Source organism: Leptolyngbya sp. FACHB-711 (assembly GCF_014695615.1).
Taxonomy (GTDB): Bacteria; Cyanobacteriota; Cyanobacteriia; order Elainellales; family Elainellaceae; genus Leptolyngbya_A.
Window position 1 is genome coordinate 1 of the sequence record NZ_JACJOR010000397.1, and the last position, 20,200, is coordinate 20,200.

Here is a 20,200-nt window from a genome sequence, read left to right on the forward strand (position 1 = left end):
GATCGCCTCAGTAAACGAATTGAATGGGGTTCAGATGGCGAGAATGACTACGGCGGCTGGATGGAAGTTGACGGAGACCGTGAACAGTGCAAGGTCACAGTGCATATTCACTACGCACCTCCCGCAGAGATGGCGCAGAAGATGGCAGAACAATCGCCCGAAGGCAGTTTTGAATCTGCAATCAATGAAGGAATCGGGAAAGCTCTCGAATCGATTAAAAATATCTGTGAGGGCAAAGGCGGTAAACAGGAAATTGAAGCTAACCAGTAATACTTAAATCGCCTCTAGACTGCTGCAAATGCCATTTGCCAAAAGTCCTTTTCAAGCTGTGCGACTTTGATAAATGCGAGTTCTGCCTGCTGCTGCACTTCTTCAGATGCCGATCGCAGCATTTCGTCTGCCTGGTGTTCCAGCAGTTTTACATATTCCGTAAAGCCCGGATTGCCCCAGCGATCGGCAAATTCAGTATAAGGTTCGGGCATTTTGCCGGGGAGCTGCCACCCCTGGTTATACGCCAGTTCGATCGCCCAGAAAGCCGTTGCCATTGCCGCATAGGGAGCCGTTCCCATGTTGACCATAAAGGCGCAGTAGGTCTGACAAGTGGGCTGCCTAGGCGTATCCAGATTGAGCTGACGCTCTGAAGCCTTTTTGCGAAACCAATTTAGCTCGTCTTGCAGTACCGTTAGACCGCTTAGCAATACGTCGAAGTGAGCGATCGGTGACCAGGTAATTAGCGTCGCCGCGAACCGCGTGAACTCCAGCACAAACAAATAATCCTGTACCAGCCAGGTGTTGAATTGATGCGGCTGAATTTCTCCTGTTTGGCACTGCATCAGGAATGGATGAACGGTTGCATCTCGCCAAAGATCGGGATACTTCTGAAGAAGTTGCTGGCAGGAAAGGGACATAAAAGCTTTAAACGCAGGTAGACAAAACAATGAACGAAGTAGAGACGATCGATTATGTCATAAATAAAGCCCCTCGCCCAGGCTGGGAAAGGGGTTGAAATCAGGGCGATTCATAGCTTTGACCTTGTTACTGTCGTTACTGCGGTATCTGATTGACAGCCAGCATCGTTGAACTCCCGCAGGAATTCAGGGCTGTTTGAGTGGGGTGAATTTTGACATTGAGGCGATCGAGCGATTCGGCGATCGGGAGCGCAAATCCTAACCCTTCAATGCCACGACTGGCAATTTTTTCAGTGACAATGCCAATCACCGCACCGTATCGGTTTAGCAAGGGACCACCGCTGTTGCCGGGATTAACTGCTGCATCGGTCTGGATCAAATGGTGCGCTTTGCGGGTGCGAATGCCGCTGACCACGCCCTGCGTCACGCTGTTGGAGAGTGCTAGCGGATTGCCGATGGCCACCACGTCTTCCCCTACTTTGACCGACACAGGGCACACAGGCAAACTCATCAAATCTGCGGCATCTGCTTCCAAACGCAGCAACGCGACATCCAGAGCTGCATCTCGCTTGATCACCTGTGCTTTATGGGTTGAACCGTCATACAGGTCGGCTTGCACCGTATGGGCAGACCCAACAACATGATGATTGGTCATGATCAAGCCGGAAGCATCAACTACAAAACCCGTTCCCCGTCCTTCTGGGGTGCGAATTTGCACGATCGAGGGAATCGATCGACTGACAATCTGTTCTGTGGAAAGGGGCGTTTCTGAGCTAGAAACTGCCGCAATTTCGTAGCGGGTAGGAACCGTTATGGGTAGATTGGCGATCGTGGGCTGAGACAGGAAATCGGCAAGATCAGCCTGGGTCAGCAACCCCTTAAAACTGTTGCGAATTGCTTCATAGGTGGCGGCAGGGTTGTCTACGCCTTCTGCCTCGGCGCGTCCGGTCACGGTCTGACGGTAGATTACTTTTCCGGCAGTGCGATCGAACAGTTCCCAGCGAATGGTGCGCTCGTCCTGCGTTTTTTCGCCCAGCAGTGAACTGTAGGAATTGAGCTTAACTTCGGTAATTGTACCGCCGATCAAAAATTGTCCCGGTTCCGGGTTATCGACAAGCTGATCTGCAAAGGGCGATCGGCTCGAACTGGCAGCGACAGGATAGCCTGCCTGCATGAGTTCGTCTTCGATGAGCGATCGGGCAGCATTTTCCAGGCGGGTGTCGATTTCTCCGCTTGCTGTGTATCGATCCTGCAACAGGTTCAAAATTCCGTCATAGCGTCCACCCAAAATCACACCAGGCATAATCGCCGATCGAATCCGGGCAACTTCAATGCGGGGTTGAGGGGTCGTAAAAGCTGTGTCATCCGGCAGAAAATGGTTTTTTGCCGCAGCCACGACCTCAAAGGGCGGTGGAGTGGACATCGGAGCAGCAAAAGCAGGATAGGGCAGCAGCAGCCACAGCAGCACCGCCTGCACCAAAAAAGCTCTGATCATAGATTAAAAGCATCACAGCGAAATCGTAGATTTCACCAATCTGCGGAATTTATTCCTGTATGTAAAGGGGAGATTTACATAAGTTATGAGCAGGTTAAATTTTTAACTTTGCTGCATCTCCGCATAGGCAGCATACACGCCGCGTACGTTGTACCAGTTAAGAAAAATCCGGGCGATTTCCAGAGCAAGCTGAGGCTTACCGCGATCGATCAGCCATTGCAGCAGGGGAGCCATTGTTTTTTCGTTCAGTGTGCCACCCAGAGACAGCAAACCCCACAACAGCCGATGAATCCAGGTCATCTGAATCATCATTCGCACTTCCCAGGTCGGATGCTTTTGGTAAAACAACACCCCCATCCGTCCCCGCTGAATTTCCTTGTCTATCAAATTGGGCAACTGGCTCAAGCTAAACGGCGGATGCCAGTGATAGCCTGCCGCTTCAGGACACTTGATCAGCTTTAGCCCCAGCTGTTTTAGCCGAACGCCCAGCTCCAAATCTTCCCAGCCGTAAAGCTGAAAGCGCGTGTCAAACAGTCCAGCTTCTTCCAGCCATTTTCGGTCGATCGCCACATTCCCGGTTGCAAAATACGCCGCCGAAAAGTCCGTAATCTTGAATGGCTCTGAAGTCGGATCGTCGAAATCGCAGGTGTTGATCACGCTGCCATAGGTAAAGACGCGATCGGTTCCCAGGTTTTTCTCTGCCTCAGTGAGGGCAATGGCATGAGCTTGAAGAAATCCTTCCAGCACTACCAGATCGCTGTCAATAAAAATAATCGTGTCGCCCTTTGCCTCACGAACACCCAGATTTCTCGCGGCAGACGGTCCCTGATGATTTTGCTGAAATAGCCGCACATGGGGCAGCTCTGCCTGATGGGTTTGCAGCCATTCCACAGTGCGATCGGTTGAGCCATCATCCACGACGACGATTTCATAGCCAGCGATCGGACTATCAGCCGGAATCATCTGATTTTCCAGTGCCCACAGGCATTTCTCCAGAATCGGCAGACGGTTATAAGTGGGAATGACAACGCTAAAAAACACGGCAGCAATCTTTTTGAACGATATTTTTGAACAATCTGGGGGTTGATGCGCTTTAGAACACTTTCCGTCGAGGACGGTTTTTTTAAGCATCCAGAATGAGCAGTGCTCTGACTGCATCCTATCGTTGACCCGCTTAACCGTCAAAAAGTTCTCTGTAGAGGTGTGGACGGGTGAGTGAATAGACAAACCAAATTATGAAATTGGAGTGATTAGATCGAGCTTAAGTGTTTGGGAAGTGCAAACTCTCTTGTCCAGCCACAATCGAGTAGCGAACCTCCCTTTAGAGGAATGATTGCAGCAGCCAGGCTATGAGCAAAGCTAGCTACATCTACTTGAGTTCGTTTAAAGACCTTGTCAGCAATGAAGTGAAGTTCTGGCCCCCACTTCATCCAATAATTACCCTCGCCTCTTTGAGTAATTGTATTTTCATTGTGATTGACGATTGTTGGCGGAAACGATCCTCGATTAAATGAGTGCGTTAGGAAAGGGTAGGGTTCAGGATTTCGCGTTGAAAGCAACAACTCTGCAAGCTCGACGTTTTGGTGATGATTAAGGAGATAAATAAAGACTTGCTCGAATGCTGAGTACCCTTCATCCCAACTTATCGCGGACTTGACTGTCGCAACCAAGTGATTCTCAGTTTGAGGTGTTAGTGCGGCATACACTTTATGTTGATAGAGTGCTACGCGATTCCAAGAGTCTTTCTGAGAAGGTGGCACCTTGACCGGAGTAAACCCTCCAGTAGCGAGACCATCGCGAAGCATCTTAGCCGCAATTTCAGGTGCAGTATTGTGAAACCAGGCTTCTACTACAAATCCCATAAAGTCTAATAGAAGAAATTGTCCATCTAACTACAGTTCAAGCAGCCTAAAAAGCCCTACTTACCCACTCACCTACCTCCTCTCATGCCATCATTCTCTAACAATCGGTTGTCCCCGAACAAAATGGGAACCATTCAGCCGATAATATGATGTTTGCCCGATCGGGGTTTTGTTCTCCCGGTCTGGAGGTTGGCTGAGAGAGAAAAACGACATGAAAGCGCAAGACTTACAGGGAAAGACGATCGCCTTTGCAGGATCAGGTGGACTCGATAGCTGCACGATTACGCGATGGCTGACGGATCAGGGCGTGAACGTGGTTTGCTTTACGGCCGATTTGGGACAGCCCGACGAGGATAATCCGGCGGATATTGAAAAGCGAATGCTGGCAGCGGGAGCTTCAGAATTTGTGCTGCTGCCTTGCCGAGAAGGAATTGCCGAAGCGGGGCTTCAGGTAATCCAGGCGCAGGCGTGCTACGAGGGACGCTACTGGAACACTACAGGTATCGCTCGCTGTGTGCTGACCGAAGCGATGATTCGCGAAATGAAGCAGCGTGGACTGACGATCTTTAGCCACGGCGCAACCGGACGCGGTAACGATCAGGTGCGGTTCCAACTGATTACAAATATGCTGGCTCCTGAGTTTGAGGTGTATGCGCCTTGGCGAGACGAATCTTTCCTGGCACGCTTCCCTGGACGCAGCGAAATGATCGATTTCTGTCAGGATAACGGGTTGAGCGTAACTGCTACTAAAGACAAGCCCTATTCCACCGATGCTAACCTGCTGGGGCTGACTCACGAATCGGGAATGCTGGAATCGCTCACGACTCCGGCTCAGTTTGTCAAGCCGATTATGGGCTGCTATCCGATCGCTGCTCTCGATCAGCCCGAAGAATTCACAGTGCGGTTTGAGGCGGGTCGTCCGGTGTCTATTAACGGTCAGTCGGTCAATCTGGTGGAAGCCTTCCTTCGGGCAAACGCGATCGGCGGCAAGCACGGCATTGGCATCGGTACGCACTTGGTGGAAAACCGCTTTGTCGGCATCAAGTCTCGCGGTGTGTACGAAAGCCCTGGCGTTGAGATTCTAGGAACCTGCTATGCCTATCTGTTGCAGCTTATTCTCGACCGCCGCGCCCGCGAATTTTACGATCAGCTTTCGCTCCTGGTTGCCAGACAGATCTACCAAGGCTACTGGTTCGATCTCGCGACCCAGATGGCACAGCAAGCGCTCGATCGCACCGCTGCTCTGGCAACCGGAACTATCACCGTCTCCCTTTACAAAGGAACGCTCTCTTTCATCGCCGCAACCGACACGCCCCACTCCCTATACTCCGAAGAAAATGCCTCAATGGAAGGCGTGGGTGACTACAACCACTCCGACTCCGAAGGACTGCTGCGCGTCTTTGGCGTGAGTGCGCGGGTGCTGGCAACGACGGGGCAAGTAAAGCTTGAAGGGTAGATGAGTGGATGGGGGGATGGGTAGGTGAGTGATGGGTAAGTGGGTAGAAGGAGGTAGGTTTGTTCGTTAAGGTGAGCGATCGTTGAATGAACAGAAAGGAACTCCTGTCACTTAGACATCAGCGAGACGCTTACCAGTCAGTGTAGTTTGGATAGAGCAATCATCCTGCTCTCATCCCCTATCTCCTTATCCCCTATCCGCTCACCTCAATCCTGCTGCTCCAGACCTTTGCCAAACTTGCGATGCTCCAGCCAGTAGGAGAGGGCAAACCAGGCAACGACGATCGCCACGACGACAGCGGCAAACTGAGACATCCACTGCACCAGGGTTTCCAGGGCAATTAGCCTTCCGGCAAAGTAGGCGGCGGTAATGGTGACACCTGCCCAGATGCTTGCACCAACGAGGTTGCAGAGAAGAAACTGCGCATAGGGCATTCTTACCGTTCCTGCTAAGGGTCCGGCAAAGATGCGAAGCAGTGCGACAAATCGACCAAAAATTACAGCTTTGGCAGCGTTCTGAGCAAACTGATCGCGGACGCTGATAAGCTGTTCTTCCTTGATGCGGAACAGTCTACCCACACGAGTTACAAGCGACCAGCCGCCGTAATACCCAACCCAGTAGCCAAAGTTGTCGCCGAGGATCGCTCCGCCTAGCGCACTTGCCAGCACCAGCCAAAAATCCAGCTCACCGCTGCCTGCCAGAAAGCCGCCGACGAGAGTAATCGTTTCACCGGGAATAGGAATCCCTGTATTTTCGAGGAGAATGCCGCCGAACACTGCCCAGTAGCCGTATTCGTGAGCGATGTTCTGGATGGTTTCCAGGGGAATCAGTTCCACGGTAATGAGTAACCTTAGAAATAGGACTTTACAAAGATTTGTGACAGCCTTTAATGATTCCCATCTTGACGTAATATCAGCGATCGTGTCAATTCGCGAAGGGCGATTACTCCTACGAGAGAAGTGCTTCTCATCGCCACACCACATTCCCTGGAATGTACACATCGAAAATTGGCTGAGACGTTAAGCATTGCCAGTGACAGGCAAAAAGATCTGGGGTTTGAACCTTCAGACTAGCAATCGCCGCTTCTGCCGGAAAGGGATACAGGCGATCGAAGCCAATCTGCCCATCTGTCCAACCAAACTGAAGCAGGTAAACCGACGGCGGCGCGTTCAGTTCCTGCAAAAGGCGATGGGCGAGGCGATAAAGAGCCTGACGGTGCAGATCGGGCAAATGGAGCGGCTGATAGTAGCGAGAATTTTCACGACAGATGGCTTCGGCGTAAAGTGCGCCTTTTGCCGTCAGGACGATCGGCAACCAGAATTCTCCTGTCGCGATCGGAACCAGAAGTGCCTGCTGGACGCGATCGCGTAATCCCTCTACGTCTCGACAGACTTTATAAATTGCCTGACCCTTCCAGTCCAGGGAATCCGGTAGGTTGAGCGTTAGCGGACAGAGCAGATCTGCGGGTTGAAGTGCGATCGGCTGATCGCTACAAACGATCGAAACTGAAGACTCCGTAGAAACGGGAAATTGTTCGATCGCCTGTTCGATCGCAGAAATAGACTGGGCCTGCAAATCATCCTGATCAGCAGGCAGCGGATCGATTATGAGCAGGACATGCACCAATTTCTAAGCTGAGAAACTATCCGTTTATCGTTTGTCTTCTTGTGTACGGCCTGTCTTTTTGTGGGATGGAGGTCTTCGCTCGCTCAGACCAGCAGACGGGCTATCTTCCGCGCCAGAAGTTCTGATGCCATCCCACAAGAGAGGGGTAATCCACAGAGGTAACTCACAGTTCTGGAGGGAACTGGAATTAGACGTTGCTCAGATCAGGCAGCGTTGCGCCCATCCGAGGGAAGCTCGGCAAATCTAAATGACTCACACGACGACTTCTGACCGCAAGGCGATAGCTGACGCTCTGAAGTTCGGCGTGCAGGCGACGGTTCTCCTGCTGAATCAGCGCGACTTTTTCCTTAATCGGCGCGAGACGCTGCTCAAACTTCTCTTTGTAAATCCGGGGCAGTTCTTCGACCACCTGTTCCAGCATTCGGGCGCGATCGGTCATTTCACGACCGGACTGCCGCAACTGATAAATCTCCGTATCTTTGGCGGAAAGCTGCTCCTGGTAGAACATTGCCTGCTGCTCAAAGCCCTGCACCTGTTCACGAAGGGCGCGGATTTCGGCTTGCTGCCGCTCAGAAACAGCGGGAGTCGGAGTCGTTGCAGCATTCCCTTTTACCAAGCGGAAAAGTTCTTGTGAAAGCTGCTGCACAAGCTGGTCGCGCATCTGGAGTTCATCGCGCAGATGGGCAACTTCCGATTGCAGTTCGGGAATGGTGAGGGTATCAGTTCGTGTCACAGTCTTGCTCCAAATCAGATCGCGTTGTTATTAGGTCGTCTCAACCATGGGGTTTTCCCCAACCAAGTGTTCTTCCCAGCGACGCGGCGGAGCAGCCCTGCGAATGTCCCGCCAGATTGCTGTTGCCGCTAATGTACCATCTGCGACGGCAATTGACACTTGATTGATGCCTTCTTTAAGATCGCCGATCGCAAACAGACGCGGATGGGAGGTGCGGCACATGGAATCTGTTACCAGATTGCTGCCTTTCCACTCCAGGTCGAGTCCCTTGAGGTACTCATTATAGTAATGCGATCCCATTGCGACCAGCCCTGTTTCAAGCGGAATGATCTTCCCGTCTTCTAGCTCAACCCCGGTCATTTCGTGGTCGTGCCCCAAAAGCTGTGTGATTGGCGTTTCAACGAGCGGAAAGCCATGTTCCTTCAGCTTGTGCCGCATCTCGTCGCCCACTTCAAACAAACCGTTGGTAAAGACGGTGACATAAGGCGTAAACCAGTTCAGCACAAATGCGGTATTGATTGCTCCTTCAGTGCCCACGAAGAGACCACACTGCTTATCTGCCATTTCGTAGCCATCGCAGATCAGGCAGACGTGCAGATTATAGCCCGCGAAATCAAAGACATTTTGCATCTTCTCCAGCTTTGGCAAATGATCCATAATGCCGCTCGCGGCGATGACATACTTCGATCGAAACACAGGGTAGATACTGTCTTCCTTGCCCACCCTGACCTTCACGGTAAAGGTTTCGCCTTCATCGCGCACTTCCTCCACAAAGCCACGCAAATGATCTGCCCCCAGCATCAGGGCGTGTTCCTGCCCGTGCTGAATCACGTCGCGTCCGGGGGTTTCCGGCGGCAAACCAAGATAGTTTCGCAGTTCTTGCATCCAGAACGATCGCCCTTTGCCCTTTTCGATAATCAGACAGGAGAGGCGATATCGCTGAAGATAGATTGCTGCGGAGAGTCCGCCCATGCCACCGCCGACAATAATTACGTCGTAGAGATGATCGAGCCGCTGATCTAGATTCTTCTTTGATAGTTTCATCAGTCCTGTTTCCCTGCCCGGAGTCCTCTTCTTTCTCTATTATCGCGATTCTAGGAATTTGGGAGGAAGTTTGAGAAATCGTAAAAGCCCTACAACGCCCCCGTTAGCTGAGGCTCACGTCAAAGCCTTTATTTCTCGCTTAGGGACACTTTGAGTGATTGAGAAGCGAGAACTTGGTATAAGGGCGAAGGGCGATCGACCCAATCACTGCGTCAGCAGCCCAAGAAACCATCGGCTCACCGCACCATCGTCTTCGGTCTGGGCACGTTTCAGGGCAGAATCGACCCAATCAATTTCTAGTCCAGGTAAAACCTGCGATCGGCGGAGTTGGGTTGCCTTGCTAGGCTCAACGGCAATCACCTGGCTCACATTCACATCCACCACCCAATATTCTCGAATGCCTGCTCGCTGATAAAGTGGCTGTTTGCGCGTGCAGTCGTCTTCTAGCGAAGAGGCAACAATTTCAATCACCAGTGAGGGCGGGTCAAATTCGTTGAGGTCTACTGCAGCGTTCGATCGGGCTGGAAACGTCACAGCCTCGCCAGGTTCACCCATATAAAACGCCAGATCAGGCTGGAATTCCCGCAGTCCTGCTTTCCGAAACGTCGTATTGATGAAGCTTTTGATCGGAATCGCTTTGACCGTGGCATAGAGATTAACGACTGTGAGAACGATCGAATTATCCTGACCGTGCGCCGAACCCAATGGACTCATCTCAATCCTCATCTCACCCTGGTCGTAATAAAACCTGCCGCCCACCAGCGTCGGATCATCTGCAAAGGTCAAAAAGTCTTCCCAGGCAGCCGGAATCCAGGTTTCAAGCGCGATCGTTTGCAGGATTGGAACGGGGTTAACCATCGTGAATTCTCCTTAGTCGATCGCCTCACTCTGAATCGGAATCTTCGATTAGTGCTTTGAATCGATCGTCCGATCGAATGTTGTCAAAGTCTGAATCTGTTTTAGCCATTTCCCGATATTTAGGATTAAGCTCGATCGCTTGTTGTAGAGATTCGATCGCCTTATCCACTTGATTCCACAACGAATAACAACAGGCTTTGTTGTTCCAGGCTTTGTGATAGTCCGGTTTGAGTTTGAGTGCTTTGTTCCAGGAGTCGATCGCTTCCTCATAGCGTTCTAGATTCACCAGGGCAATGCCTCGGTTGTACCAGGCTTCGTAAGAGTCCGGTTTGAATTCGATTGCTTTGCCCCAGGAACCAATTGCTTCTTCATAGCGTCCTAATTTAGCGAGGGCAAGCCCTCGGTTGCTCCAAGCTACACCTAAATCGGGTTTGAGTCTTAATACCTCATCCCATGTGTGAAGAACACTTTTGTGTTCTCCGGCTGCTTGAGAAAGCACAGCTAGTTCAGAAAGTAGATTTACTTTCCCATCTAGAGGGAGTTGTGGTTCTTCCAGGAGGTTTTGGATTTCGGCAAGTTTGCGATAGCGTTGAGCATCTGTCCAGATAAGGTAGTCATTGTAATCTCCTTCCAACCAGACCCGATAGACCTCTCGATCGAGCGTGTCCTTCTCCATCGGAAACTCGAAGATGCCTGATCGCCAATCATAGAAATCAGGGGCGCGATGGATCAGGTATTTGATGGCAAAGAGAGGTAACAGGAAAACGAAGCAGATTTTGAAGTCATCGCGGAATCGATCGCGCTGTTGATTCAGGTTGGCAAGAATTTTTGGGACACCCTTCCAGCTATAGGAATGAGTTTCATCAGCCCTCCAGCGTAAGATCTGCTTGGTTTGTTCATAGGCGTAGAGGGAGTGTTTCAGTCCACGTACAAACAGGATGTTGGTTTGCTTGTAGTTGGGCAGGCTTTCTACTGCTTCATAAAAGTTCGTGCTGTCTGCAGTGAGCTGCAATTGATCGATCGTTTTATGGGGCAGGTCTGCTTTTACCTGACGAATCAGGCTTTCCTCATCAGCATCGTTGCAGCGCACGAAAATAATGCCGAAACCCTCGATTCTACGAAGTGCCCGGACGAGTGCTTGATATTCTTCTGCTGGAGTGCTGGGTAAATCCTCGTCCCAATCGATCGAATTTGCAGTCATAGGGTTTCTCTACTGCTTTACTTTTTGAAGTGCCGACTTAAACTCGTCAATGCCTTTAATTAGAGGGTGAACATCGTACCAGCACTGCATCTCGTCGTCATCATCAAAGTAGCGATATTCCAGGATGCAGCGTGAATACAACAGCTCTCGATATGCCTCATCATGGGGGCATCGATAATTTACCGCTACATTTGCAAGCAATGCCCACTGGTTGCTTTGAACTGTCCGTCGATACGTGTCTCGCACTACGGTAATTGCTCTTCGCGCTGCTTTTGCCGTAATGGGTAGTTCATCAACATTGTTGCTTGCCTCTTTACACAAGCGAACTAATTCTCGAATATGCCCACCGCTCATCAAGCACAGTTGCTCGATTACCTCCGCACTTTCAAGGATTTCTTGGTCAATAGAGGCTTGCTCATATGTTGTCCCTGCTGTTGCTGCCCGAATCCGTCGAACAATCACCTCTTTTATTTTCTCAAATCCAGACGGGTGAATGGATCCCTCCTTTGTTCTCACCATAATCATGGGCAGCACTTGAGCATTGCCATAGGTGTCTTTCAAGTCGTTAGCTCGACTGGAATAGAACATCGAGATTGGAACGGTGTAGATTAAATGGCACTTCAACGCTTTGAGCTGTCCGCTGCGCTCCAAGAAGATGTGATCGTGATTCGTGCGTCCAGTAGCGTCAGGAATTGGCACAATCCGATCGAGGTTATCCGCAATCACCACAAGCTGCGTTTTTCCATTTGGCAGTTTCTTCTTCGCGTCGGCAATAAACTGATTCAGCGCATCAATCAGTGATGGAGTATGAGGATTAACCTGCTGCCGGATCTTCTGTCGCTCTGTGGGCGTTGCCCGAATTGCGGTGCTGAGTTTACCAAACTGGCTTAACTGCGCCTCTGCCTTCAGCTCATCAAAAGAAATTTCGGTGAGCATCAGGTCTTCTAACGATCGCCATCGATCGCGCAACCAGCTTCGTAGAGGCTGAGCGTCCGCAGCTTTTAATTCCTCTAGCAAATGGCGCGTACAGGCGAGCAAAACATCCACGTATTCTGCATCTTCCGGGTCAACGTCCTCCGCATCCGCCGCGAAATACACGACAAAGCAGCCCTTCTCTTCAAGATCTTGCTTCAACCGCAGTAATTCAGTAGACTTTCCCGCCCCCCGATGCCCCACATAAAGCTGACAGGTTGCTTTGTCCTCCGATCGTCGGATGCCATTTCCCAAATCCTTCAAAATGTTATTCTCGCCGCGCACCTCGCCACACTCGACATAGGCTGGATCATTTGCAGGCAAAGGATTATCTGGATCAAACGAGTTATAAATTCGGGTTAGTACGTCGCTCATGGTCAGCAGCCTCGATCGTTCCTTAATCCTACTGAGAAACTAATAAAGGCTGCTATGTTGATGCTTCGAGCATCAGAGCCAATACGCCAGGCTCAGGAAGCAAAGAATCGAGTGCAAATCACAATGTATTGCCTTGCAGAAGCAATGGATCGGGTGCAATTAGCAATGCGTCGAGCGACAAAGGCAATGGATCGGGTCACAGAAGCAATGCATTGAGTGCAACTGGCAATGAATCGGGTGCAAGAAGCAATGTATTGACTCATATCGCCAATGTATCCAGTGCCAATGGCGATCGTTCATATCCAGATCAGAAAATGTCGAGTGCCAAAGGCGATCGGTTGAGTTTAGAAGGCAAATTTTGGGGGTTAGAAGGCGATCGGTCTACCTCAAACCCTCAAAAACTAGCCCCTCCTTTCAAAGTCCCCCATTCGTCGCGACGATCGGCTCTCCCTCTTTGGTAGGGAGAACTGCCGGATCATCATCGATCGCCAGCATAAACTGCACGATCGCGGTTTGGTCTTCGGGTGTGAATCCGGCTTTGCGATCGACCCAGTAGTTATGTCCGCTGCCGTCGGAGTGAATGTTTTGCAAGGCTTCATTCTTGCGGTTTGCCTGCACTGCTGCCTCGCGCAGGTTGCGATCGACCAGCACCCGCAGACTGGCTTCCGGGTCGGGTTCAACACGCCGCATCCAGGTTCCTGCCAGTCCCATTTCTTCTGGTTCTACCACCTGATACCAGCCGTCTTCGTTAGGGGCGATCGCTGCCTGGGTTGCAGCCACGCCACCGTCATGCAGATAGGGCGCACTCAAATACAGCCCGATCAGGTGTTGCACTTTGTAGCCGCCTGCCGGATTGTTTTGGGCAAAGGCAAGCTCGCGATCGGCTAATGGCGCAATCTCGGTTGGCACTTTCAGCACGGGCGGATCGGCAGGTAGGGGAACTCTGAGGCTCGGCGGGTAGGTTTTTGGCTCGGTGAAAATCCCCGGTATTTTTGCCAGCGCTTTAGCGCGAGACGGTTGACCCTTGATTTCAATTTCACCAATCACTTGATGATTATTAAAGTAGCGTCCGCTGTGGCAGCTAATGCAACCCGCCTCGGTAAAGACTTTTGCGCCTCGTTGCAGGGTTTCGCTATCTGCATCAGATTCGTGAGGGGGTGGAGCCAGCGTATTTTGATAAGCCGACATTCCGTTGAGCTGCTCACCTACAGGTAGACCCGGCGAGCTTGCCATCAATCCATCGATCGCAAACAGCGAACCTTTTGGAAATCCCGGCATCCGAATCACCTGATTCATCCCCGGTTCGCCTGGAGTCGGGTCAATTTGATCGAAAAATTCAGAGGGCTTTGCTCCTTTTGGCAACCGAAACTTTGGGTTCGCGGCATTTTGCAGCATCGAGCCAAGATAGGTTTCTTTATCAATGCCCAGCAGCGGTAAACTGGCTTCGAGAGCCGTAGACGGGTCGGAATTTGTCGCGTGAACATTGTTATTCAGCGTCGTCAGTCCGTGGAACCAGCCGATCGATGAAAAGCCGCTCCAGCCATAGGGATACGCCTCGTGGGTATAAGACGAGGGATTCTGTGCCGGGTTGTCGACGTTATCGGGCGAAGAGTCAAAGTTACCGGGTGCCCAGGAAAGAAAGTCTGCGTCTACGGCATCTTCAAAGGCTTTTGCGTCCACTAGCTTCGCTGTTTTGCCTGCGGCATTGATGTAGGTATGCTCTCCGCCGGGCAGTTTGAGTGGATTCACTCCCGTTTGCCGAAACATTGCCGCTGAGTTGGTCGCAAACGCCAGCAGCAGTCCCGAATCTAGATCGATGTTGGGTGCACCCTCAATCACTAAGCCCGATCGCTGATCAACCGCCGCATGGCAAGCTGCACAAGTAATGCCAACCTGAACTTTGCCTCCTTTTTTATGAATTTCCATTCCAACTGGAATCAGCGACCCTGCCGGAACATCCAGACCTGTATTCAGCACTGTGCCTTTGGGAAAGGCTCTGCCACCCACGGTGTAATCGCGATCGAGCTTGACTTGAAGATTCGTGGTTGCCTTGCCGCCCAGCGCGACGATTGCCCGACTGAGATTCACCAGGTTAATGCCGCCGTCGATTGCCCCCATCACGTCGGTAAAGAAATACTCGTTGCCAAAAGTTTCCGTGTAAAACGCCTTGCGTCCCAGGTCGATCAAATCCTGCGTAACTTCGATCGCGCCATTTTCGCGGCTGAGCTGCTGCTGACCTGCCTCGGTTTGCAAAAGCTGTTCGGCTTCCGGGCGATCGACCACGATTCCCAGCACATCATAAGAGCCAATTCCAGCAGGAGCCAGGGTTGTAATCGGCGTGAGTGTTTTATTCAAACTGGGACCCCTGCGCGGCAGCGATAACTCCACCCCGTACCCCAGCAGTCCGATTAACCCAATGAAAGACAGTAAAACTGCAATTCGACCCAGCCGCATAATAACGATCGCCTGCGTAAAAATAACCCAAACAGTCTAGCGACCGGGCGGTCGGTCAACATCTATCACGTGAAGGGAATTGGGGATGCGCAGCCGTGTGATCCTGGTTCACCGGGTACGTGTAATAAATCACATCGTCATGATTTGCAGACCCCTGTGACATTCGCTTTATGAAGTTCAAGTTAAACCCAGTGGAAATTACGCAAGGGGCTTTCGCATCCCTCAAAACACTGAAAATCCGCTTAAAATCGTCTATGGGGAGGATTCGCAATCCCTATCATTTCCTTTAAGTTTCTGTAACGGTAGATACGGAACTTTTTGACTTCTGCAGAAGGTCATCTAGAATCGTGAGTGACGCGATTGACCCTATTAATCAGTGTTTCTGGAGATAGCCCATATGAAAGCCCATTTAAATTCCTCGCAGTCGTCTTCTCAAGCTGCTACCCCTGCAAACGGCGAATTTGACTTCGATCAGTGGGCAAAGCTTGTGCGCCAGCAGATGATTGCCTCGCTTCGCAAGCGTCAGGCTGAGATTGAGTAGAATTGCACTTTAAGCGATCAAGCTCCTCAAGCAATAGAGATCCCCGTAATCTCCCTGCAAAAGGGAACGTTGAGCCGTCAGGACTTCCGGTTGCAAAAGGACTACCTACAACGATTCGGTTTTCCCTTTTAGGAGGTCGGGGAATCTTAGAGGCTTCTCATACCTACCTTTTCACTGATACTTACCTTTCCACTGGCAGATTTTTGCTGACCAGTTTCTACTGATAAACCTTCTCTAAGACCTCGGCGCATACCGACTCGCCCTTTCCGCCCCAGACAAATCAGCCCACTGCACATCTCGCCTCAGAATCTTTGCAGTTGGACTATCAATGAGTCGGGGCAGGCGATGCTGATCGACGACCTGCATTGTTTTCGCATCATAAGTCGTGTAGGTGGTCTCAGCCTGATTTAGATTGACGTCGATGACCGTGACCGTCTTGATCATGGGCGAGTTGCCGTTTAACAATTGCCGCGCTCCGCTTCCTAATAACCCGCTGTGGAGCGTTTGCAGCTTGCCCACATAGCCCGGAAAGTAAGCGTGGTTGTGTCCGCTGATATAGGTATGGACGCCATATCTTTCCAGCATTGTTCGCAGGCGATCGGCTCCATCCAGATACTCACCCGGTCGATCGCGCCCGATCGCCACCGCATACAGGGGCAGATGCCCGACCGCAATTCTTAGCTTCGCCGCTTGAGACTGACTCGATGCCAAACTGCGCTCTGCCCAGGTCAGCTGATCGTCAGGAATCTGGGACGTAGAAGCATCCCAGACCAGAAAGAAAATGTCGTTTTGCTGAAAGGAATAGTAGAACGGGTATCTGGCGCGATCGACAAACTGAAGTCCAGGATTGTGGCGCGGATTATTCCAGTATGCTGCCGCCAGATCGCGCTCTTGAGCAAACAAAAAGTTTCCGTTCGATCGGGCTCCAGAGGCGTCGTGGTTGCCGATCGTAAAGCCAAAGGGAATGTTTGCTTGCCGCAGGGGGGCGCTGACGTGCTGATCAAACGCATTCCACATCGCCTGAATTTGCGATCGAGTGAGTGAAGCTTTTTGTCCTGCCACCATATCGCCGCCGCACAGCACCAGATCCGGCTGCCAGTCAGGAGCAAGGGCAATCACGCGATCGACTTCTGGCTCATAGTCCGTTGAGCCATATTGACTGTTCAAATCGCTGATCACCAAAATTCGAGTATCCCCGCGTGGAGGGGCAAAAATACCCTGCTGGGTCAGGCGACGCACCGCCGTTTCTCCTAAAGTTGGGGAAGCCGTGGGCGGAGCAGAGGGTGTAGGCTCAGGAAGTTGACTGGTCGCCGCCTGCTGAATACAGGCAGAAATTCCGCTAATTCCAGCTAAACCCAGCAGTCGTAACGTGTTTCGACGAGTGAAAGGCATTCCACAACTGTCCTCAGGAGTCAACGCTTTGTTGAGCTACGGGTATTGTAGCTGGACAGTGAGGAATCGTACGGCAAAGCAGTTTGATTACGCAGTCTGACCTGAAAAGACCGGAGCCAGCAGACGGCGAACCGTGGCAACCCTCTTGTAAATGACAGAGGGTAGGCAAATAAACCAGAGCAGGGAACCGACCAGGACAACAATCCAGGAAGAAAGGTCTGAATTTGAGGTGGACTCATCTTTCAGGAATGCGCTAAGCAGCAGACCAAAGGTGAGCGTAGCTCCAATCAGATAAAAGACCATGCTGATTCCTCTGAAAGTACTAGTCCCTAATACGGAGGCTTCTGTAAACTTCCGGTAAATTTTATGACTAAAGATCGTTTTTTTTTGCGAATTCTTCAGAACTTCTTCACATCGCTACTGTTAATCGCCTGTGGAGCAGCAGCTTTCACAGATTCTACCACGATCGGAATAAGCATTTCGACAACTCGATCGATTGTCTCGCGATCGGCTTTGCTCCACATTCTGGGATGCCCAAACACCGCAGGCTGTAAAATGCCCCAAAGCTGCTGATTCTGACAAACGTGGGCGTGAACCAAGGCACGATGCCCAAGATACTGCCGCTCAAAGTCGCGGTTCAGGCGATCGGGGCTTGCCGTCTCAATATCCTCGATAAAAATACTGGGCTGAGTTGCCAGTGCCGCTGCAAACATCGGATCGTCCTTTTCCCATTCATCTTCGGGCTGCCAGCCATCAGTACTGGTATCCGGCAGGTTTGGATCGCGCCGCCAGCAAATCACCCGATGAATGCGCGTATCGGGATTGCGAAGCAGCAAAAAGCAGCGATCGACGTTTAGCACCTCGCACAAAGCAGGCAACAGGGCAACAAAAACTGCTTCTGGCTCCGGTTCTGCAAATGCCCGCAGAATTGCATTTGGGAGGGTTTGAGCATCATTCGTTTGCGGATCATTTGACATAGAAATTCCTTACAGGGTCGCCTGCACATCATATTCAGACGGGCTAAGGATTCCTACGGTGGTAGGGATGAGTTTTGATTTTGCAAAGAATTGACCCAAAGTCAAAAGGTGAGGGGATGGCTCAAAAATGCTGCTTTTCACGAACTGCCCCCTGACAGGATGATTCTGGGGGAAACTTCGCTTGCTTTAGGGAATTCAAAGGCCCCCAAGGCTGCGGGATTTAAGGGGTAAGGCCGCACTTTCTGATCCTTTTCAAACCTCTTCTTAAAACGGTTAGTTTAAAAAAATGTTGAAATTAATGAAACTCCTTCACAAGGCGTATCAATTGCTATAGCAATCCGGGAAGCCTGACATAGAATAAAGCTACCGTGCATACTCACGGGCAAAGCTCAGCCTGTGGAGGAAGTCCTATGCTAGTCATCCTCATGGAAAATCAGCTCGTTTCGCCCCAGCAGGTTTGTCCGACTTGCTTGATGGCAGATCAGGGCGGACAACCACGCTGGCAGCAGGGAAAGCTCCGATGTGGTTGGGCAGTTGGTAAACAAGAGCAGGGACAGCCCAATCAATACGAATGCCAGATGGGATTTCGGATTGCTGATATTCACTAGCGGCTTAATGATCTGCCTGCCAAAGTAGAAGGTCGCCCCAACCCAGGAGTGAGAGCGTCGCCAGGGGAATTACGCTATTCTATGCTTATCAAATGTTGCATAGAACCCCCCATCCTGGGAAAAAATATTGGGAGAAATATCATGAGCTGGCGCAGTTCCACGAGTCCAACCGATCGCATTTTTGCCTGCTTACCTTACCTGCTGCCGCTGATTGAAGCCCTGGCTTTTGGAGTGCCTTTTTTCACTCAGTTTCCTGCACTTAGCGTTGTTCTAGTGCCGCTCTTGCCGATCGTCAGTTTGTATGGCGCGATTCCCTTTGCGGGGCTGATCGTGTTCTTTGGGCTTTACTTTGGCGTGGTGCGGAATGAGAACATCAATCACTTTATCCGCTTCAACGCAATGCAGGCAATCTTGATCGACATCGTGCTGATCCTGTGCAGCATCGTGATTCAATATCTGCTGCAACCTGTGCTGGGCGGCGGACTGATTCTGGAAACCCTGTTTAACGTGATCTTCCTGGGCGCGATGGCAGCCGTTATCTTTTCTGTAGTGCAGACCGCTCTGGGACGATATGCCGAAATTCCGTCGCTGTCGAACGCAGTTCATATGCAGGTTCGCTAGCTACAGAGTTGGTAAGCCGATTGAGGGTGAACACCTCTCTAAAATTCTGCCCGGCAATTCGGCTCGGTAATTCGGCTCACTAACTCGTCTCGGCTATTCCTGAAGTTGCTGAGCTTTCGCCCCAATCGGAGCAGGCTCTCGGACGGCAACCTTGTTTTCAAGAGAGCCAATGCCTTCAATCTCAATCCTTACCCGATCGCCGGATTGCAAAGCCCCCACCCCTTCGGGCGTTCCGGTCAAGATCACGTCGCCTGGCAGCAGCGTCATCACCTGACTGATATAAGACACCAGCACTTCTGGCGCAAACACCATCTCGGCAACCGTCGCCGACTGAACGGGCGTTTCGCTGTCGTTGAGGAATGTCTGGAGCCGCGCCGCGCCGCTCAGTTCCCGCACAATCCACGGACCTAAGGGACAAAACGTATCAAATCCCTTTGCCCGGGTCCACTGTCCATCTTTTCGCTGCAAGTCGCGGGCAGTTACATCATTGGCGATCGTATAGCCCCAAATCTTGCTGCGGGCTTCTTCGGGAGTGCAGTAAAAACACCGATCGCCGACCACCAGAGCGAGTTCTCCTTCGTAATCGACTCTTTGCGACTGAGGCGGGTAGTAAATCATGCCGTCGGGTGCGGTGAGCGTGGTCGAAGGCTTGAGAAACAGCAGTGGCTCTTTCGGAACTTCTCCGCCCATTTCGGCAGCATGCTTCTGGTAATTTTTTCCAACCGCTACAATTTTGGAAGGAGCGCAGGGAGCCAGCAAAATATAGGTTTCAGGTTCAAGCTCCTGGTCAGTCGGTTGCCCTTTCAGCCAGGGAGGAGCATCTAAAACCTGCACCCGGCGATCGAGATGCAGCAAACCGTAATAAAGCTGCCCAGTCGTTGTTTGAACCCGGACGAAGCGTTGTGCCATAATAGGAGACTGTTCTTAACTGGTATATGATTGTAAATCCTTGCTTCTGATTGCAATACCCGATCGGTGAAGTTGAAAAGATTTTCTTCCGTTTCAGCTCCATCGTCGCCAATCTAGGTCGCCATGCGATTAGAGGGTTTTGCAGCAGCAGCCATTGTCCATAAGGAG

Annotated in this window: 22 protein-coding genes; 6 read left to right on the top strand and 16 right to left on the bottom strand. The window is 51.3% G+C overall.

Features of this window, described 5'->3' with window-relative positions; genetic code table 11:
* Positions 1 to 270, top strand: a 270-nt coding sequence (locus tag H6F80_RS16795; protein ID WP_199296635.1) for a hypothetical protein, incomplete at its 5' end; no start/stop codon positions are given.
* Positions 271 to 284: 14 nt separating this feature from the next.
* On the opposite strand, the gene H6F80_RS16800 is transcribed toward H6F80_RS16795, so the two are convergent.
* From H6F80_RS16800 to H6F80_RS16815, 4 genes are all read right to left on the bottom strand, one after another.
* Positions 285 to 908, bottom strand: coding sequence for a TenA family protein (locus H6F80_RS16800; RefSeq protein ID WP_190792674.1), 624 nt, complete (start codon positions 906 to 908; stop codon positions 285 to 287).
* 136 nt (positions 909 to 1,044) lie between these two features.
* Complete coding sequence (locus H6F80_RS16805; protein ID WP_190792675.1) at positions 1,045 to 2,403, bottom strand: trypsin-like peptidase domain-containing protein; 1,359 nt, start codon at positions 2,401 to 2,403, stop codon at positions 1,045 to 1,047.
* Between the two features lie 102 nt (positions 2,404 to 2,505).
* Positions 2,506 to 3,444 carry a glycosyltransferase family 2 protein gene (locus tag H6F80_RS16810; protein ID WP_347277890.1) on the bottom strand — a complete coding sequence of 313 codons (939 nt, stop codon included), beginning with the start codon at positions 3,442 to 3,444 and terminating at the stop codon, positions 2,506 to 2,508.
* Between the two features lie 209 nt (positions 3,445 to 3,653).
* A complete protein-coding gene (locus H6F80_RS16815; RefSeq protein WP_190792677.1) occupies positions 3,654 to 4,265 on the bottom strand; it encodes a hypothetical protein in 612 nt (203 codons plus the stop codon).
* Between the two features lie 211 nt (positions 4,266 to 4,476).
* On the opposite strand from H6F80_RS16815, the gene argG reads away from it, so the two are divergent.
* A complete protein-coding gene (gene argG, locus H6F80_RS16820; RefSeq protein WP_190792678.1) occupies positions 4,477 to 5,721 on the top strand; it encodes an argininosuccinate synthase in 1,245 nt (414 codons plus the stop codon).
* Between the two features lie 206 nt (positions 5,722 to 5,927).
* Here the strand turns inward: argG and H6F80_RS16825 are convergent, their stop codons facing one another.
* The 7 genes from H6F80_RS16825 to H6F80_RS16855 all read right to left on the bottom strand — a co-directional run bounded on the left by H6F80_RS16825 (position 5,928) and on the right by H6F80_RS16855 (position 12,530).
* Positions 5,928 to 6,557, bottom strand: a complete 630-nt coding sequence (locus H6F80_RS16825) for a DedA family protein (RefSeq protein WP_518523601.1) — start codon at positions 6,555 to 6,557, stop codon at positions 5,928 to 5,930.
* A 130-nt stretch (positions 6,558 to 6,687) separates the two neighbouring features.
* Positions 6,688 to 7,347 carry a hypothetical protein gene (locus tag H6F80_RS16830; protein WP_206755082.1) on the bottom strand — a complete coding sequence of 220 codons (660 nt, stop codon included), beginning with the start codon at positions 7,345 to 7,347 and terminating at the stop codon, positions 6,688 to 6,690.
* Between the two features lie 187 nt (positions 7,348 to 7,534).
* Entirely contained in the window at positions 7,535 to 8,080 is a 546-nt protein-coding gene (locus tag H6F80_RS16835) for an Npun_F5560 family protein (RefSeq protein WP_190792680.1), read from the bottom strand.
* A gap of 30 nt (positions 8,081 to 8,110) precedes the next feature.
* Positions 8,111 to 9,124: an NAD(P)/FAD-dependent oxidoreductase gene (locus tag H6F80_RS16840; protein ID WP_190792681.1), complete on the bottom strand. Its 1,014-nt coding sequence runs from the start codon at positions 9,122 to 9,124 to the stop codon at positions 8,111 to 8,113.
* A gap of 204 nt (positions 9,125 to 9,328) precedes the next feature.
* A complete protein-coding gene (locus tag H6F80_RS16845) occupies positions 9,329 to 9,982 on the bottom strand; it encodes a Uma2 family endonuclease (protein ID WP_190792682.1) in 654 nt (217 codons plus the stop codon).
* 25 nt (positions 9,983 to 10,007) lie between these two features.
* The gene (locus H6F80_RS16850; RefSeq protein WP_190792683.1) at positions 10,008 to 11,183 is read right to left on the bottom strand and encodes a tetratricopeptide repeat protein; all 1,176 of its coding nucleotides are present in this window, start codon (positions 11,181 to 11,183) and stop codon (positions 10,008 to 10,010) included.
* Positions 11,184 to 11,192: 9 nt separating this feature from the next.
* Complete coding sequence (locus H6F80_RS16855) at positions 11,193 to 12,530, bottom strand: ATP-binding protein (protein WP_199296636.1); 1,338 nt, start codon at positions 12,528 to 12,530, stop codon at positions 11,193 to 11,195.
* A 54-nt stretch (positions 12,531 to 12,584) separates the two neighbouring features.
* On the opposite strand from H6F80_RS16855, the gene H6F80_RS29460 reads away from it, so the two are divergent.
* The gene (locus tag H6F80_RS29460; RefSeq protein ID WP_206755083.1) at positions 12,585 to 12,746 is read left to right on the top strand and encodes a hypothetical protein; all 162 of its coding nucleotides are present in this window, start codon (positions 12,585 to 12,587) and stop codon (positions 12,744 to 12,746) included.
* Positions 12,747 to 12,944: 198 nt separating this feature from the next.
* Here the strand turns inward: H6F80_RS29460 and H6F80_RS16860 are convergent, their stop codons facing one another.
* Entirely contained in the window at positions 12,945 to 14,984 is a 2,040-nt protein-coding gene (locus tag H6F80_RS16860; protein WP_190792684.1) for a hypothetical protein, read from the bottom strand.
* 397 nt (positions 14,985 to 15,381) lie between these two features.
* Between H6F80_RS16860 and H6F80_RS16865 the strand changes: the two genes are divergently transcribed.
* Positions 15,382 to 15,525: a hypothetical protein gene (locus H6F80_RS16865; RefSeq protein WP_190792685.1), complete on the top strand. Its 144-nt coding sequence runs from the start codon at positions 15,382 to 15,384 to the stop codon at positions 15,523 to 15,525.
* Positions 15,526 to 15,759: 234 nt separating this feature from the next.
* Here H6F80_RS16865 and H6F80_RS16870 read toward each other — a convergent pair whose 3' ends face one another.
* From H6F80_RS16870 to H6F80_RS16880, 3 genes are all read right to left on the bottom strand, one after another.
* On the bottom strand, positions 15,760 to 16,917 hold the full coding sequence (locus H6F80_RS16870) for a metallophosphoesterase family protein (protein WP_190792686.1): 1,158 nt from the start codon (positions 16,915 to 16,917) through the stop codon (positions 15,760 to 15,762).
* An 87-nt stretch (positions 16,918 to 17,004) separates the two neighbouring features.
* Positions 17,005 to 17,220 carry a hypothetical protein gene (locus tag H6F80_RS16875; protein ID WP_190792687.1) on the bottom strand — a complete coding sequence of 72 codons (216 nt, stop codon included), beginning with the start codon at positions 17,218 to 17,220 and terminating at the stop codon, positions 17,005 to 17,007.
* A 95-nt stretch (positions 17,221 to 17,315) separates the two neighbouring features.
* Positions 17,316 to 17,894 carry a GAF domain-containing protein gene (locus H6F80_RS16880; protein WP_190792688.1) on the bottom strand — a complete coding sequence of 193 codons (579 nt, stop codon included), beginning with the start codon at positions 17,892 to 17,894 and terminating at the stop codon, positions 17,316 to 17,318.
* Between the two features lie 410 nt (positions 17,895 to 18,304).
* On the opposite strand from H6F80_RS16880, the gene H6F80_RS16885 reads away from it, so the two are divergent.
* The gene (locus H6F80_RS16885; RefSeq protein WP_190792689.1) at positions 18,305 to 18,502 is read left to right on the top strand and encodes a hypothetical protein; all 198 of its coding nucleotides are present in this window, start codon (positions 18,305 to 18,307) and stop codon (positions 18,500 to 18,502) included.
* A 141-nt stretch (positions 18,503 to 18,643) separates the two neighbouring features.
* Positions 18,644 to 19,123 (top strand): Tic20 family protein, encoded by a 480-nt coding sequence (locus tag H6F80_RS16890; RefSeq protein WP_190792690.1) that lies wholly within the window; start codon positions 18,644 to 18,646, stop codon positions 19,121 to 19,123.
* 93 nt (positions 19,124 to 19,216) lie between these two features.
* On the opposite strand, the gene H6F80_RS16895 is transcribed toward H6F80_RS16890, so the two are convergent.
* Positions 19,217 to 20,032, bottom strand: a complete 816-nt coding sequence (locus tag H6F80_RS16895) for a fumarylacetoacetate hydrolase family protein (protein ID WP_190792691.1) — start codon at positions 20,030 to 20,032, stop codon at positions 19,217 to 19,219.
* Positions 20,033 to 20,200 lie beyond the last annotated feature (168 nt).

What these genes read in the sequence shown, in the direction of transcription:
- H6F80_RS16800 (WP_190792674.1), bottom strand. Translation starts at nt 908, where the DNA reads ATGTCCCTTTCCTGCCAGCAACTTCTTCAGAAGTATCCCGATCTTTGG.
- H6F80_RS16805 (WP_190792675.1), bottom strand. Translation starts at nt 2,403, where the DNA reads ATGATCAGAGCTTTTTTGGTGCAGGCGGTGCTGCTGTGGCTGCTGCTG.
- H6F80_RS16815 (WP_190792677.1), bottom strand. Translation starts at nt 4,265, where the DNA reads ATGGGATTTGTAGTAGAAGCCTGGTTTCACAATACTGCACCTGAAATT.
- argG (WP_190792678.1), top strand. Translation starts at nt 4,477, where the DNA reads ATGAAAGCGCAAGACTTACAGGGAAAGACGATCGCCTTTGCAGGATCA.
- H6F80_RS16840 (WP_190792681.1), bottom strand. Translation starts at nt 9,124, where the DNA reads ATGAAACTATCAAAGAAGAATCTAGATCAGCGGCTCGATCATCTCTAC.
- H6F80_RS16845 (WP_190792682.1), bottom strand. Translation starts at nt 9,982, where the DNA reads ATGGTTAACCCCGTTCCAATCCTGCAAACGATCGCGCTTGAAACCTGG.
- H6F80_RS16850 (WP_190792683.1), bottom strand. Translation starts at nt 11,183, where the DNA reads ATGACTGCAAATTCGATCGATTGGGACGAGGATTTACCCAGCACTCCA.
- H6F80_RS16855 (WP_199296636.1), bottom strand. Translation starts at nt 12,530, where the DNA reads ATGAGCGACGTACTAACCCGAATTTATAACTCGTTTGATCCAGATAAT.
- H6F80_RS29460 (WP_206755083.1), top strand. Translation starts at nt 12,585, where the DNA reads ATGTTGATGCTTCGAGCATCAGAGCCAATACGCCAGGCTCAGGAAGCA.
- H6F80_RS16860 (WP_190792684.1), bottom strand. Translation starts at nt 14,984, where the DNA reads ATGCGGCTGGGTCGAATTGCAGTTTTACTGTCTTTCATTGGGTTAATC.
- H6F80_RS16865 (WP_190792685.1), top strand. Translation starts at nt 15,382, where the DNA reads ATGAAAGCCCATTTAAATTCCTCGCAGTCGTCTTCTCAAGCTGCTACC.
- H6F80_RS16870 (WP_190792686.1), bottom strand. Translation starts at nt 16,917, where the DNA reads ATGCCTTTCACTCGTCGAAACACGTTACGACTGCTGGGTTTAGCTGGA.
- H6F80_RS16875 (WP_190792687.1), bottom strand. Translation starts at nt 17,220, where the DNA reads ATGGTCTTTTATCTGATTGGAGCTACGCTCACCTTTGGTCTGCTGCTT.
- H6F80_RS16880 (WP_190792688.1), bottom strand. Translation starts at nt 17,894, where the DNA reads ATGTCAAATGATCCGCAAACGAATGATGCTCAAACCCTCCCAAATGCA.
- H6F80_RS16885 (WP_190792689.1), top strand. Translation starts at nt 18,305, where the DNA reads ATGCTAGTCATCCTCATGGAAAATCAGCTCGTTTCGCCCCAGCAGGTT.
- H6F80_RS16890 (WP_190792690.1), top strand. Translation starts at nt 18,644, where the DNA reads ATGAGCTGGCGCAGTTCCACGAGTCCAACCGATCGCATTTTTGCCTGC.
- H6F80_RS16895 (WP_190792691.1), bottom strand. Translation starts at nt 20,032, where the DNA reads ATGGCACAACGCTTCGTCCGGGTTCAAACAACGACTGGGCAGCTTTAT.